12 protein-coding genes are annotated in these 13812 nt (G+C 59.1%); 5 read left to right on the top strand and 7 right to left on the bottom strand.

Annotation, left to right across the window (positions count from 1 at the left end):
- Positions 1-16 precede the first annotated feature (16 nt).
- Positions 17-1537: a DUF1800 domain-containing protein gene (locus tag CPY51_RS16175; protein WP_111161233.1), complete on the bottom strand. Its 1521-nt coding sequence runs from the start codon at positions 1535-1537 to the stop codon at positions 17-19.
- Between the two features lie 152 nt (positions 1538-1689).
- Positions 1690-2946, bottom strand: coding sequence for an arsenic transporter (locus CPY51_RS16170; RefSeq protein ID WP_111161420.1), 1257 nt, complete (start codon positions 2944-2946; stop codon positions 1690-1692).
- Positions 2947-3179: 233 nt separating this feature from the next.
- Between CPY51_RS16170 and CPY51_RS16165 the strand changes: the two genes are divergently transcribed.
- The gene (locus CPY51_RS16165; RefSeq protein WP_195909546.1) at positions 3180-3986 is read left to right on the top strand and encodes an RDD family protein; all 807 of its coding nucleotides are present in this window, start codon (positions 3180-3182) and stop codon (positions 3984-3986) included.
- Between the two features lie 112 nt (positions 3987-4098).
- Positions 4099-7176, top strand: a complete 3078-nt coding sequence (gene uvrB / locus CPY51_RS16160) for an excinuclease ABC subunit UvrB (protein WP_111161231.1) — start codon at positions 4099-4101, stop codon at positions 7174-7176.
- Positions 7177-7352: 176 nt separating this feature from the next.
- Here the strand turns inward: uvrB and CPY51_RS16155 are convergent, their stop codons facing one another.
- A complete protein-coding gene (locus CPY51_RS16155; protein ID WP_111161419.1) occupies positions 7353-7568 on the bottom strand; it encodes a hypothetical protein in 216 nt (71 codons plus the stop codon).
- A 502-nt stretch (positions 7569-8070) separates the two neighbouring features.
- Here CPY51_RS16155 and CPY51_RS16150 point away from each other — a divergent pair.
- Both CPY51_RS16150 and CPY51_RS16140 read left to right on the top strand, forming a co-directional pair.
- The gene (locus CPY51_RS16150) at positions 8071-8802 is read left to right on the top strand and encodes a retron St85 family effector protein (RefSeq protein ID WP_146260138.1); all 732 of its coding nucleotides are present in this window, start codon (positions 8071-8073) and stop codon (positions 8800-8802) included.
- A gap of 217 nt (positions 8803-9019) precedes the next feature.
- A complete protein-coding gene (locus CPY51_RS16140) occupies positions 9020-9973 on the top strand; it encodes a retron St85 family RNA-directed DNA polymerase (protein WP_111161228.1) in 954 nt (317 codons plus the stop codon).
- 239 nt (positions 9974-10212) lie between these two features.
- Here the strand turns inward: CPY51_RS16140 and CPY51_RS16135 are convergent, their stop codons facing one another.
- A complete protein-coding gene (locus CPY51_RS16135; protein ID WP_420820705.1) occupies positions 10213-10830 on the bottom strand; it encodes a J domain-containing protein in 618 nt (205 codons plus the stop codon).
- A gap of 174 nt (positions 10831-11004) precedes the next feature.
- Entirely contained in the window at positions 11005-11427 is a 423-nt protein-coding gene (locus CPY51_RS16130; RefSeq protein ID WP_111161226.1) for a cupin domain-containing protein, read from the bottom strand.
- Between the two features lie 557 nt (positions 11428-11984).
- Here CPY51_RS16130 and CPY51_RS16125 point away from each other — a divergent pair.
- On the top strand, positions 11985-12194 hold the full coding sequence (locus CPY51_RS16125) for a cold-shock protein (protein WP_111161225.1): 210 nt from the start codon (positions 11985-11987) through the stop codon (positions 12192-12194).
- Between the two features lie 114 nt (positions 12195-12308).
- Here CPY51_RS16125 and dusA read toward each other — a convergent pair whose 3' ends face one another.
- Both dusA and CPY51_RS16115 read right to left on the bottom strand, forming a co-directional pair.
- Positions 12309-13352 (bottom strand): tRNA dihydrouridine(20/20a) synthase DusA, encoded by a 1044-nt coding sequence (gene dusA / locus CPY51_RS16120; RefSeq protein WP_111161224.1) that lies wholly within the window; start codon positions 13350-13352, stop codon positions 12309-12311.
- A gap of 192 nt (positions 13353-13544) precedes the next feature.
- Positions 13545-13742 (bottom strand): hypothetical protein, encoded by a 198-nt coding sequence (locus CPY51_RS16115; RefSeq protein WP_111161223.1) that lies wholly within the window; start codon positions 13740-13742, stop codon positions 13545-13547.
- Positions 13743-13812 lie beyond the last annotated feature (70 nt).

Below are 13812 nucleotides of genomic sequence, written 5' to 3'. Positions count from 1 at the left end.
AGGGGTTGATGATGCCTTAGCGTCGGTTGAATTCGGGCGAGGCCAGAACCAGCGTCAGGCCCGTAGTTCTGTTGGGCGCCTGCGAGACGACGCGAATGGTGTCGTCGCGGGCGGCATCCGCCAGAGTGTCCTTGAGAAACTGCCGAGGGTCGTGCTGCTTTCCGTATCGGCCGATCGCTCGACGCGCCCACGACAGCCGCTCGGCAAGCTCGCTGGCGTTCACCCAGGCGTCGAAACCTTCGGGGAACCCAGCCGGGCTCGGCGGCTGCCATGTCGGCTGGCCCATCCGGCGCAACGCATATAGCCCGAGGCCACGCGGCACGTAGAACCCGGCATCGATAGCCGCCTGCTGCAGCTTCACGGCGTCGGGGGCCAATCCGGACAATATCCCCGTGGCAGGCGGCGGGCCTTGCATCGCTGGGTTGGCCCCGGCCATCATCGAGCCCGGTTCCCCATCGCTCATCGGCGCAAGACTTCCTGCCGCAGGGTTCTTCTCGAGGTTGAGCGCCCGCAATCCAGCGACGACGAAATCGAAGGGCTGACGCGCCTTTGCGCCCTCGCCGCTCCATGCGGCCGGGTGATCGAGCATGGTGGCGTAGACCGCAGAAAGATCGCCGTCGGAGTTCCTCCAGCAGTCGGCCATCGCATCGACCATGTCCTGCGGCGGCACATCGGCGATGAAATGAACCGCCAGCTTGCGGCAGATATGCTGCGCCGTCTTCGGGTTCAGCGCGAGGTCGTCGAGCATGGAAAGATAGTCCTGCTCCGTCCGCCGCTTGCCGCCATAGCTGACGCCGAGCACATCGTGACTTCCGGGCTCGGCTATCCCAGGACGGAAGTCCGCTGTTGCGCCCCTCTGATCAACGGCGATCCCTGTCAGCACCATGGCCGCCGAGCGCACGTCGTCCTGCGTATAGCCACTGCCCGCTCCAAGCGTGTGCAGCTCCATCAGCTCGCGGGCGAGGTTCTCGTTCAGCCCCTTGTTTCGCTTGATGCCGGCCGGTGAATCCGGACCTAGCGATTGCGACTGATCGAGATAGATCAGCATGGCCGGATGCCGCATTACAGCCCGCAGCAACACGGGAAACTTCGCCCCGATATTTGGCCGGATCGCCTCTGCCTCGAAAAGCGGCACGATCAATCTCATGGGCTGGCTTTTCTGCGCACTGACCGAGAAATGGTTGGTCCAGAAGCCGGCCAGCCGCTCGTAAAAACCACTGGGCGAAAACACCGCCTGGGCGATGCGTGCGTCGATATCGCGCTGATAGCGGCGGTCAAGCTCCCTGAACACGGTGCGCTCCTGATCCCGCTTGGCATCGTCGGCACCGACGGCTGTGCGGATGTCTCGCAGGCGATCGGCAGTCTCCCCGATCAACCGGCGGCGCTCGTCGACCCCGCCAATCGGAAACAGCGGTGTCGCCGCCGGGCCAGTCCGGATTTGCTCCAGCATTGCCTGTCTGTCGCCCGGCGCAGGCTCCCCCGGACGAAAACCGTAGCCGAAGCGCATTGCCGCCATGGTCTGAAAGGAAATGCTCATCTGATATCACCGCAAGGCCGGTCACGAGGATCAGGAATTGCGGGCAGGCTGGCAGCCAATTGCGTCGGGATTGTATAGAAATTGCGGCTTTTCCCGGACATGGACAATTTGTAATTCCCACGCTCGCCCAAGCTCGTTGCGAGGCTGAACGCCTAGGCGAGAATGAGCGCCAGCAAAGACAGCAGCAGGGCCGGTATCATCACGACAATGCCGAGCTTCAGGAACTGCCAGGCGCCGACATGCTGATTTTCCCGCCGCAACGCGTTCAACCAGAGAATGGTCGCCAGCGACCCGGTGACCGATAGATTGGGGCCAAGATCGACGCCGATCAGGATAGCGCCGGAAATCTTGTCCGGCGACCCCGCCAGCTGAACCGCGCTACCGGCGAGAAGGCCAGCCGGTAGGTTGTTCACCAGATTGGACACGAACGCCACTGCGACCCCGGCGAAGGCGGCAGTTTGCGACGGCGCCGCCTGCGCACCCTGCGCGAGACTGTCGGCAAGCATGCGTGTCACCCCCGTCTTGTCGAGCGCCTCGACGATGACGAACAGGCCGGCAACCAGCGGCAGCACGCTCCAGGAAATGCCGCGCAACATTTCTGCGGGGCTCTCGCGATTGACGATGACGATCAGTGCGGCGGTGACAACGCCCGCAGCAAAGGTCGGCAGCCCGAGATCGAGCCCGACTGCCGAAGCCGCGATAAGAACGATGGCGGTGACGATGAGCCCGGCGGCGGCGAGCTTCGCGCTCTTGGACAGGTGCGGCTGCTCGACGTCAAGCGCGATGATCTCGGCCGCCAACACTGACCGCTGCGTCCAATAAAGCAAACCGAATGTCGCGACGATGGCCACGGCTGATGGCAGCGCGAAGGTGCCAAGCCATCGCATCAGCGGCGGCATATGACCGCCCCCGAAAATCACCAGATTGGCCGGATTGGAGATTGGCAGCACGAAGCTGGCGGCATTGGCGATAAAGGCGCAGATCAGCAGGTAGGGCAGCGGCTCCTTGACCTTGGCCGCCCGCGCCGCCGCATAGACCGCAGGCGTCAGAACGACCGCGGTGGCATCGTTGGAGAGAAAGACGGTCACGACAATGCCGACGACATAGACCAGCACGAAAAGACGGATCGGCGAACCCTTGGCATGGGCGGTCGCTTCCGCTGCGAGCCAGTCGAAGAGCCCTTCCCGGCGCGCGAGCTCCGAAAGCAGCATCATGCCGATCAGGAACAGATAGACATCGAGACCCCTGATGACACCTGCCCAGGCCTCCTGCCAGCCGATGAGACCGAGGAGCAAAAGGAGCAAAGCCCCCGACGCCGCCCAGATGGCTTCGGGCCAGCGAAAAGGCCGCGCCACCACCCCCAGCGCCGTCAGCCCGGCAACACCCCACGTCAATGAAATTGCGTTGATCAATTCGGTCTGGGCTTTCTCACTGTTCGGGGCACTATTGCGGTCTTCGATTGCTCGACGATTGCCGAACATCTAGCCCGGCCGCGGTTTGCCGACAAGACTTGGGCTGGCAGTCGGAACGAGACCAGCAAAACCGACTGCTGGGCGATCACTGCAATAATTGCGCGCAGAGATTGACGCCACCGCAGCCGGCAATGTTATCTCGGCATGCATTCATTCATTAGGGGATTCGCGTGCAGGACGTTACCGGGTTACCACGTTATTTCTGGCGGCGCGCCCTTGCCTATGTCATCGACGTCACAGCCATCCAGATCGTTTTCACCGTCCTGTTTTATGCTCTGGCGCTCGCCACTCCTTGGAACATAGGTTTCTCGCCTTTTAATAGTATTGCATGCGAGCAGGCCGCCACAGGACCGCTCGTTGACAAGGTTGAAGCGCAATGGCCGTTGAAGCCGGGCGAAAAACGCCTCAACCAGATCTGTCGCGTCAGCCAGTTCGACGGACATCCTCCGAACGGTTATTTCACGACCAGTGTCGTCACCACATCAGGTGCGTCGACGTACACACGTTCGGTATCGACACAGATTGACCAGAACGGAAACGCGATCGACGCGACCGGCGCCGGACAGCTATCTTCGCTAATGCCGCTTCTGATCATTCCGCTCGCCTTCGCCTTCTTCACGGCAAACGGCCGACGCACCTTGGGCAAGAGGATCATGTCGCTGCGGGTCGCGACTATCGATAGTCATCTGCCGACCCTCAAGGGGGCGACCTTCCGCGAGGTATTGAAATTCCTTCCCCTGATCGCCCTTGTTTTCGTCATTGTGGTGTTTTTCCTGTTGCAGTCTCCCATGGTCGCAAACTTCGACCACATGGTCGCCGCCATGCGCGACGGCACCGCCGTGCCGCTGGGAACAGCACCTTGGATTTACGGTGCCATCCTCGTAGCCGGCTTTACCTGGTGGCTGTTGCCTCTCGCTGTCTGGCGCGGCCAGACCTTCTACGACCGGTTCAGCGGCTGCAAGGTGTTGAGAACCTGACGCGGGGCCGGACCGCCGGGTGGTTTCAGGAGCCAAACAAAATACTGAATTTCGTTTCCCTTTTGTACTCCTCCCTCTTCACTTTCCGCCGAACGCGCTCCATATTCCGGCCATGGCAAAATCGACGAAGAAATCCCCCGCCCCCAATGGTTTCGAGGAAGCACCGCAGGCACCTTTCGAGGGCGCGCCCTTGTCCGGTGGCGTTTCCGACTGGGTGAAGCAGCTGGAATCCGAGGCGGAGCTCTCGGGGATCGAGACGCAAAGGCAGATCGCCTCCAAGGCCGGGAAACACCGGAGGAAGGTCGAGATTGCAGCGTCGAAATCCGGGCGTGGAACGTCGATGGGCGGCACCACCGACCCGAAGACGCGCGCCGCTGCCGGCCTCAATCCCGTCTCCGGCATGGACACGTCGCTCGAGGACGCAGGCAATGCCGGCACGGCCGTGACCGCTACGGTCGAGGCGCTCTCGGCACTGATCGAATCAGGCAACCCGCTGTTCAAGGACGGCAAGCTCTGGGCGCCACACCGCCCGGCCCGGCCCGAAAAGTCAGAAGGCGGCATCAAGATCCGCATGGTCTCGGACTACGAGCCCGCCGGCGACCAGCCAACCGCCATCAAGGACCTCGTCGAGGGCCTTGAAAACGGCGAGCGCAGCCAAGTGCTGCTCGGCGTTACCGGGTCCGGCAAGACCTTCACCATGGCCAAGGTGATCGAGGCGACGCAGCGCCCGGCGTTGATTCTCGCGCCGAACAAGACGCTGGCGGCGCAGCTCTATTCCGAGTTCAAGAATTTCTTCCCGGATAACGCCGTCGAATATTTCGTCTCCTATTACGATTACTACCAGCCGGAAGCCTATGTGCCGCGCTCCGATACCTTCATCGAGAAGGAAAGTTCGATCAACGAGCAGATCGACCGCATGCGCCACTCCGCCACGCGCTCGCTGCTGGAGCGCGACGACTGCATCATTGTCGCCTCGGTCTCCTGCATCTACGGTATCGGCTCGGTCGAGACCTACACCGCCATGACCTTCCAGATGACCGTCGGCGACCGGCTGGACCAGCGCCAGCTGCTGGCCGATCTCGTGGCCCAGCAATACAAGCGCCGCGACATGGATTTCCAGCGCGGCTCCTTCCGCGTCCGCGGCGACACCATCGAGCTGTTCCCCGCCCACTTGGAGGATGCCGCCTGGCGCATCTCGATGTTCGGCGACGAGATCGACGCGATCACCGAGTTCGATCCGTTGACCGGCCAGAAGACCGGCGATCTGAAATCCGTGAAGATCTACGCCAACTCGCACTATGTCACCCCGCGCCCGACGCTGAACGGCGCCATTCGCTCGATCAAGGAGGAGCTGCGCGTTCGCCTGGCCGAGCTTGAAAAGGGCGGCCGCCTGCTGGAGGCGCAGCGCCTGGAGCAGCGCACCCGCTATGATATCGAGATGCTCGAGGCCACGGGCTCCTGCGCCGGCATCGAGAACTATTCGCGCTACCTCACGGGCCGCAATCCCGGCGAGCCGCCACCGACGCTGTTCGAATACATCCCCGACAACGCCCTGCTGTTCATCGACGAGAGCCACGTCTCCGTCAGCCAGATCGGCGGCATGTATCGCGGCGACTTCAGGCGCAAGGCGACGCTGGCCGAATACGGCTTCCGCCTGCCCTCCTGCATGGACAACCGCCCGCTGCGCTTCGAGGAATGGGACGCCATGCGCCCCGAGACCATCGCCGTCTCGGCGACGCCGGGCAATTGGGAAATGGAGCAAGCCGGCGGCGTCTTTGCCGAGCAGGTGATCCGTCCGACCGGCCTGATCGACCCGCCGGTCGAGGTGCGCCCCGCCCGCAGCCAGGTCGACGACGTGCTCGGCGAGATCCGCGAGACCGCCGCTGCCGGCTACCGCACGCTCGTCACCGTGCTGACAAAGCGCATGGCCGAAGACCTGACCGAATATCTCCACGAGCAGGGCGTCCGCGTTCGGTATATGCACAGCGATATCGATACGCTGGAGCGCATCGAGATCATCCGAGATCTCCGGCTGGGCGCCTTTGACGTGCTCGTCGGCATCAACCTTCTGCGCGAAGGTCTCGACATTCCGGAATGCGGCTTCGTCGCCATCCTCGATGCCGACAAGGAAGGCTTCCTGCGCTCTGAAACCTCGCTGGTGCAGACCATCGGCCGCGCCGCCAGAAACGTCGACGGCAAGGTCATCCTCTATGCCGACAACATCACCGGCTCGATGAAGCGGGCGATGGACGAGACCGCCAGACGCCGCGAAAAGCAGGTGGCCTACAACACCGAGCACGGCATCACCCCAGAATCGGTCAAGGCCCGGATCTCCGACATCCTCGACAGCGTCTACGAGCGCGACCACGTCCGAGCCGACATATCAGGCGTCACCGGCAAGGGCTTCGCCGATGGCGGCCACCTCGTCGGCGGCAATCTGCAGGCCCATCTCAACGCGCTGGAAAAACAGATGCGCGACGCCGCCGCCGACCTCGACTTCGAAAAAGCCGCCCGCCTACGCGACGAAATCAAACGCCTCAAGGCCGCCGAACTCGCCGTCATGGATGATCCGATGGCCCGCGAGGAAGCCAAGGCCATCGAAGGAGGCAAGAAGACAACCAAGCGCTCGGGCCCAATCTCCCCACCTGTGGGGGAGATGTCGGCAAAGCCGACTGAGGGGGGCTTACCTTCCACGAATCCCGACGCCGCTTCACCCCCCTCTGCCCCTCCGGGGCATCTCCCCCACAAGGGGGGAGAGCAGCAGCAGGCCTCCTACTTCGCCAAACCATCCCTCGACGACATGGGCCCAGGCACCGACACCGCCCGCCCCCTCTTCCGCAAACCAAACCTCGACGAAATGGGCCGCGACGTCGCCGAGCCACGCAAATCGCTGTTCCGCAAGAACGACCTCGACGAAATGACCGTCGGCCGCACCGAAAAACCCATCATAGGCAAGGTGCCTGCAAAGCCGGCCATCGAACCAGGCAAGCGCTCACCACGAATGGAAGGCCAGCCGGAACGCGCCGGCCCAATCTCCCCCCTTGTGGGGGAGATGTCACCGGAGGTGACAGAGGGGGGTATCCGCCCAATCATCCGCGCCAAACCGGGCGCAGGCTCCTATGAGGATGCGGTGGACACAAAGCAGAGAACCAAACGAACCAAAGGCAAGACCGGCCGCCCGGGCCGGTAGAAAAAGCCAAGCACTCGAGCCCAATCTCCCCACCTGTGGGGAGATGTCGGCAAAGCCGACAGAGGGGGGCTACCCTCCACGAATCCCGACGCCGCGACACCCCCTCCACCCTTCCAGGACATCTCCCACAACGGAGAGATCAGCCACCAACCCCCAATTTCACCAAACCCACCTGCCTACCAATTCCCCGGATCTGCAGTGTGATCGATACCAGCGAATTCATCCGCCTTTTCCCTGTCCAGCACGAGATCCGTTGTCACCTTCGCCTCATCCGTGACCGAATAATAGATAGGCGCCGGCCCCTTGGTAAGCTCCTGGTACATCAACAGCGCAGCCTCCTCGGCGGTGTCCGCTTCGATCTCCTGTGTGACGGTGACTGTGAATTTGTGCATGGCCTTGACCTCGGTGTGCTGTGATTTCATGCCGATGCCTGGATCCGTGACGCCAATCTCTTGCGAGATCAAGCGCAACATCAGCATCGCTTTTGGTGGACGAATTTAGCACATTCTTGGGCAAGTATATGACTCTGTGACCTGCGAGTGGGGATGGCGAAGGTCGAAGGTCTGAAACTACCAAGCACCATGCCAGCGGGAAGAGAGTGCGACGCGACTTCTGACTGGGGCGCAGCCAAGGAAGATTGGTGGGCCGGGGCGGTAGAACGACTCCCGCAAGATTGACACGCATCTTTCTTGTGATTAGCCTTAAAAATACTCTTTACGCGTTTTGAGTCGTCAACTGAGTTGATCGGCTACGTCGGGCGGTAAGCCAGACGGAATTAAAACTGTGAGCGTTTATCGGCAGGAAGAAGACCGAGAGTTCACCTCTCGGCTTACGCCTCGTTCCACCGGTGAACTCTCGGTCTTCTTCCTACCTTCCAGAGGTAAAGAGTAAAAGTTGTCAGCGCCTGCTCCACTCATCCAATTTTACAACGATTTGGATTTTGACTCCCTTCGCTTAAGACGAGTGAGGAAGTTTGTATTTCTGTGTGGTGGGCTCATGGGAGGGATTGATAGTAAACCCCTTAGTCTTCGCAAATACTTGCTAACCGAGAGGAAACTCGGCGAAAAAATAAGAGCTAAAATAGTCCTCGCCGAGGCAGCTAATCAACTGTATCGCGACACGGAATATAACGACCTTATTAGCTTCGAGGAAGATATAGCCGTAATCGCATCGGTAGTACTCTTGATCGCGGAAAGTGCTGGTTCGCTTGCGGAACTAGGTGCGTTCGCCACCTCTGATCAAATAAGACCTTCCACGTGCGTCATATTAAAAACGGAACACTACGAGGCAGAATCATTTGTCCGGTTCGGTCCGGTACAAAAGATATTCAAGGAAGATGAACGGCGTATTGCAGCGTTTCCGTGGAGAAATAATAAGCACGGAGAAATTATAAAGTCTTCAATTCAAGGTCATTTTTCCGCGATAAAAAAATTTGTAAACTCGCAGATTAGCCAAAATCCAGAACAGTTCTTATTTAGAAACAGTGAAAATTTTCAAATTTTTGGAATTATACTTTGGATAATACATCTTTCCAAGGCGATTTCCGTTACGGAAATACTTGGTTACGTGAGGGAAATTGGCGTCGCAACATCGCAACGAGACGTAAAAATAAATTGTATTGTATGAAAATCGCGGGTTGGGTGAATAGTTACACCTACAGCAACAAGGTATATTGGCATCCGCTTCTAGAGACAGATCCGATTGCCCGCTACAGCTATAAAAGCACCTCGCTTGAACGCGATACCGTTCGAAGGAAGATCGAGGTCGTTGCAGCAATCAAGAGAGATTTGCGTGCCCCTGCTCATGTTATTCGGTACGTAGTCCGGTCAATGGGGGATCAGCAATGACCCTTTTTGACGAACTATCGATTCTAACCGGTCTCGGAGCGTCGGACCTTAACCGGCTAATTTACAATGCGCCCGCGCGCTACAAGGAATTTCCAATTAAAAAGCGGTCTGGCGAAGATCGCATAATAGCTCAGCCGTCGCGGGAGCTTAAAATTGTTCAGCGGTACATTGCTGGACTGGTCTTAAATAGGCTCCCGATCCACTCGGCTGCAACCGCATATAAAGAAGGCGCAAACATATTTGCTAATGTCCAATCTCATTCTGCAAACAGAATAATACTAAAGCTAGATTTTACCGATTTTTTTCATAGTATCAAACCCACCGATTGGAGGAATTACGCAAAGGTACACATTCCGAGTCTTTCGAAAGAAGATGTAGAACTATCAGCAAAAGTACTGTTCTGGGGAATGAAAAGTAATAGGCCGATTTGCCTATCGATCGGCGCGCCTACATCTCCAGTAATGTCCAACCTAATAATGTATGATCTCGATGAGCAATTTTTTCAAATAACAAATGATATAGGCGTCACCTATACCCGATACGCGGACGACATAACATTGTCCGGAAGCAATAAGGAAAGCGTAATAGAGGCGGAAAAAGCGATAAGAGTCGCAGTGAGAAAATGCAAATCACCAAAACTTCTATTCAACGAGAGTAAAAGAGGAATATATTCTACTGGACAACGCAGGCACATAACCGGATTGAACATTACGCCATCTGGGAAAATTTCCCTTGGTAGAGAAAGAAAACGGATGATTTCATCCCTCATACACAAATATTCTCTGATGTTGCTCGACGCAAATGACGTGGGTAAGCTCAAAGGATATCTTGCGTTTTCTCTTGCCTGTGAGCCCGAGTTTTTAGGCAGAATGAGGATCAAATACGGATCAACTTTAATAGAGGAGATTCAAAAAACTCACATTCCGGCGAGGACGCTACCGGAGAGCTAATATTGCTGTATTTTACATGGCAGTATCCAACAGGTGATAAACTACGGATTAATCTTGAATTCGGCATGTGGCCCTAGGCACGGCGATCCATGGAGATAGGCCGGCTACACAAGTTCTCCGTCGATAATCGAGATGGTTCGTCGCAGTGCTAGATGGCAGGCGACACCGTTCAGGTTGAAGCTAAATTGCCGCGAGCGATGTGACTGGTGAGAGCAATACGCCGCCTGTCTCATCCCACCTCACTCCGCAGCCAATCCCCTCACCTCCACCAGTTCCACCTCATACGAATACCCCTCCAGCATCGTATATGCATGCTCGATCGTCTCGATCTGGGCTTCCGCCTTGCGGATGGCGTCGGCGATGGACTGGGTTCGGGCGCGGAGCATGGAGCCGAGGATGTCGGCTTCGGGGCGGCGGCCGAGGCGGTCGATGTGTTTGCGAACGCGGGCGCGGTGGCGTTCGAGCTCGAGGATGTGGAAGCGGCTCTTGACGATGTCGTCGGAGAGTTTGCGGCGCATGGCGGCAACGGGGTCGAAGCTGCCGGGCTCGCGCTCGTCAAGGATGAAATCGTTGATCAACGTTTCCAGCACGACAACGCCCTCGAGGTCTCGGACATCGGCAAGCTGCGGATCATAGCCGGTATCGTCGTAGACCTTGCGGCGCACCGGGTCCTTCAAGAGGTCGTAGCAGGCCTGCAGCCGGCCGAACTGCTCGGCATCGCCGCCGCTGTCGGGATGGGCGCTCTTGGCCACCTGTCGATACGCCGTCTTGACGGCCTCGCCATCGGCATCCCGTTCAATTCCGAGCATTGCGTAGGGATCGATCACACTGCCACCTGTCTTTCGCATTACCTGCACGTTCGCTCCCGACCTAACGGCTTGCCCGCCGGGCAGCAAGCCCCTCGGCATCCGTTGGCGGCGCCATATTCGGCCGCAGTCGGGACGAAATTGTGGAGAGACGGAGATATCCCCGATTTCCGCCTCGAAGATTTCGCCGCTCCCGCTCCGCCGTCCCGCTCGCCTCCCGGCAAATCAGCCCACCACCGGCACCAGCCCATACCGCAACATCAACGACTTCATCGCGGCGGGATCCGGCGGTCCGCCGGCCAGCAGCGCCGCAATCTCGCGAAAGTACCCCGGCCCGAGCACGCCGGGGGTCAGGATGCAGAGACAGGTCGTCGGCTCGGCCGTATCATTGCTGAAATGATGGACGGCGCCGCGCGGTATGAACAGACACTCGCCCGGCCCGACGGGGGCGTCCTTCCCGTCAACGCGGAAAAGGATGGTGCCCGAGAGGCCATAGACCGTCTCGTCCCAGCTCTCGTGATAGTGCGGAATCGGCACCCTCGCCTTCGGCTGCACGGTCATCCTGAAGAAATCGAGGCTGCCGCCCGTCCCGTCCTTTTCCTGCAGGAACTCCAGCTCCAGCCCACCGATCGTGATTTTCTCCACCATGCAGACTTCCCCTCCGAGGGGCGGATCGAGCACCGGCCCGAAGCCATCGCCTCCACTTGGGAAGATTGCACGATCCGGCCCTCGCCGACAACGGCTCGCCGCTCCGAAGCAGCAGCGACGAACCCGCTCCGGACAACAACGTCGCCGACTGTCTTGCTTCGTTGCTTTGGAGTGTTCAGAATATCGCAGGTTTTTAGCTTGGGTGCCCCCTGTGGATCGCGTTCAGGAGGCTGCTGGCTTGCTTGACAACGTTCGAAAATGGGAAAACCGCTTATGCCCCACGGCGAATCCCTTAGCCAAACCCTTGATTTCAGGGGGGTATGCGTCGCTTTCCGGAACGCCCATAAATATTGCCACTTGCTTTTTTGCATAAATACTGGCACGAAATAATTCTCGGGCATTTACTTGCCGGTGACTGGACTGATGTGGCAAAGCCTGCGTAGACGTTCTTTCCCCGTACGTGACTTCTCGACCGGCCCGAGCACTTTCGCAGAGGCAAAAGCCGTCCGGGCACCGACCCCCGGGCATATCTGGACTACAGGGAAAAGGACTATCCCATGGCTACCAAGGGCACCGTAAAATTCTTCAACCAGGACAAGGGTTTTGGTTTCATCACGCCGGATGGCGGCGCTAAGGACGTGTTCGTTCACATCTCTGCGCTGCAGGCTTCTGGCATCCAGTCGCTTCGCGAAGGTCAGCAGGTTACCTTCGACACCGAGCCGGATCGCATGGGCAAGGGCCCGAAGGCAGTCAACATCCAGGCTTGATCTGCTCGATCATCGCTGACGCAAATTTTCGAAACGGCGTGCTGAAAAGCGCGCCGTTTTCTATTGTCGACATATCCGTTGTTGGCGCGTCGAAGGGGCCGCGCGTTAGGCCGATCAGGCGGAGAGCGCTTCATCTCGGCCAGAGGAAAGATCGACAGCCGCAAAGGCAGCGGCGATCACCTCGGGCCCTGCGCCTGGTTTGCCCGCATCGGTCGACAATATCTGGCGATAGCGACGCGCACCGGGTAGGCCGGTGAATAGGCCGACCATATGCCGCGCGACGTGGTGCAGCCTCCCGCCGCGGGCGATATGCCGCTCGGCATAGGCCATCATCGTGTCGCGCAGCCGCGTCCAGTCCGCCTCGGTCGCCGGATGGCCATAGATGCGATGGTCGACCTCAGCCAGAAGCGCCGCATTCTGATAGACCGCGCGGCCCAGCATGACGCCATCGACATGCGCGAAATGACCGACCGCCTCGTCAAGCGTATGGATGCCGCCGTTGATGCCGATGAAGACATCCGGGAAGCGCTGCTTCATCCGATAGACGATCTCATAGTCGAGCGGCGGAATATCGCGATTTTCCTTCGGCGAAAGGCCCTTGAGCCAGGCCTTGCGGGCATGGATCCAGATCGCATCGGCGCCCACGTCGAGCACGCGCTCCATCAGGTCTGGCAGCGCCTGCTCCGGGTCCTGCTCGTCGACGCCGATCCGGCACTTCACGGTGACAGGAACCTTGGCCACCGCCTTCATCGCCGCAACGCTCGCTGCCACCGTCTCGGGCGTCAGCATCAGGCAGGCGCCGAAGGTTCCGGATTGCACCCGATCTGAGGGGCAGCCGACATTGAGATTGATCTCGTCGTAGCGATACGCCTCGGCGATCCGAACGGCCTCGGTGAGCTTTGCCGGATCCGACCCACCGAGCTGCAGAGCCAGCGGATGCTCCGAAACGTCATGCCCGAGCAGCCTGTCCCGCGGCCCATGGATGATCGCATCCGCCACCACCATCTCGGTATAGAGCAGCGCCTCCCCACTGATCTGCCGGTGGAAATAACGACAATGCCGATCCGTCCAGTCGATCATGGGCGCAACGGCTAAAATCTTGCCGTTTGAGCAGTGAGATTTTCCTTGCAAAGCAGGAATTTGCGCTTGTTGTTGCATGTGTCGCTTTATCTTTAGTCTGTCTCTGCGTCGCCGGCCGGGAGATTTGGCAAGCGAAAGTAGCGAGATGGGGCCGACTTGGTCCGGGCCTTATACAGCGCAAACAGGGAAAAAGCGAGATGAGCACCAAAGCATGTGCCGGCCAGAATTAGCGGCCGGCGGGGCGGAGGATTGGGCCTGACAAACGAGAGGTTAGACGAAGGCTGCCGGCAGTCTCGTTGCCTTGCGTGCAACACCGTAGTCGCGCTCGTGAGAAGATTGCCGAATGCCTTTTTCCTGTGCGACCATCAGGTCGGCGATCGCGGGATGAAAGACCTCGCAACGCTCGACATCGAAGGCTTCGATATCGTTGACTTCCACGGACCTGGTCTTGAACAGCTTGAAGAGCATTGGATTCCTCCCAATTCGGCTCAAACGGACAGATAGTTGAATTCGTTCCCTTCATACCAGGCAAATAGTT

Origin of the sequence: Arminella tubonensis, from assembly GCF_003240585.1 — a bacterium.
GTDB lineage: Bacteria > Pseudomonadota > Alphaproteobacteria > Rhizobiales > Rhizobiaceae > Rhizobium > Rhizobium tubonense.
The sequence above is the reverse complement of the archived record's forward strand: the minus strand, read 5'-3'. Positions and strand labels throughout refer to the sequence as shown.

Excerpts from the sequence above, each read along its gene's own strand:
- CPY51_RS16130 (WP_111161226.1), bottom strand. The coding sequence starts at position 11,427 with ATGGTGGAGAAAATCACGATCGGTGGGCTGGAGCTGGAGTTCCTGCAG.
- CPY51_RS16175 (WP_111161233.1), bottom strand. The coding sequence starts at position 1,537 with ATGAGCATTTCCTTTCAGACCATGGCGGCAATGCGCTTCGGCTACGGT.
- uvrB (WP_111161231.1), top strand. The coding sequence starts at position 4,099 with ATGGCAAAATCGACGAAGAAATCCCCCGCCCCCAATGGTTTCGAGGAA.
- CPY51_RS16115 (WP_111161223.1), bottom strand. The coding sequence starts at position 13,742 with ATGCTCTTCAAGCTGTTCAAGACCAGGTCCGTGGAAGTCAACGATATC.
- CPY51_RS16155 (WP_111161419.1), bottom strand. The coding sequence starts at position 7,568 with ATGCACAAATTCACAGTCACCGTCACACAGGAGATCGAAGCGGACACC.
- dusA (WP_111161224.1), bottom strand. The coding sequence starts at position 13,352 with ATGCAACAACAAGCGCAAATTCCTGCTTTGCAAGGAAAATCTCACTGC.
- CPY51_RS16125 (WP_111161225.1), top strand. The coding sequence starts at position 11,985 with ATGGCTACCAAGGGCACCGTAAAATTCTTCAACCAGGACAAGGGTTTT.
- CPY51_RS16140 (WP_111161228.1), top strand. The coding sequence starts at position 9,020 with ATGACCCTTTTTGACGAACTATCGATTCTAACCGGTCTCGGAGCGTCG.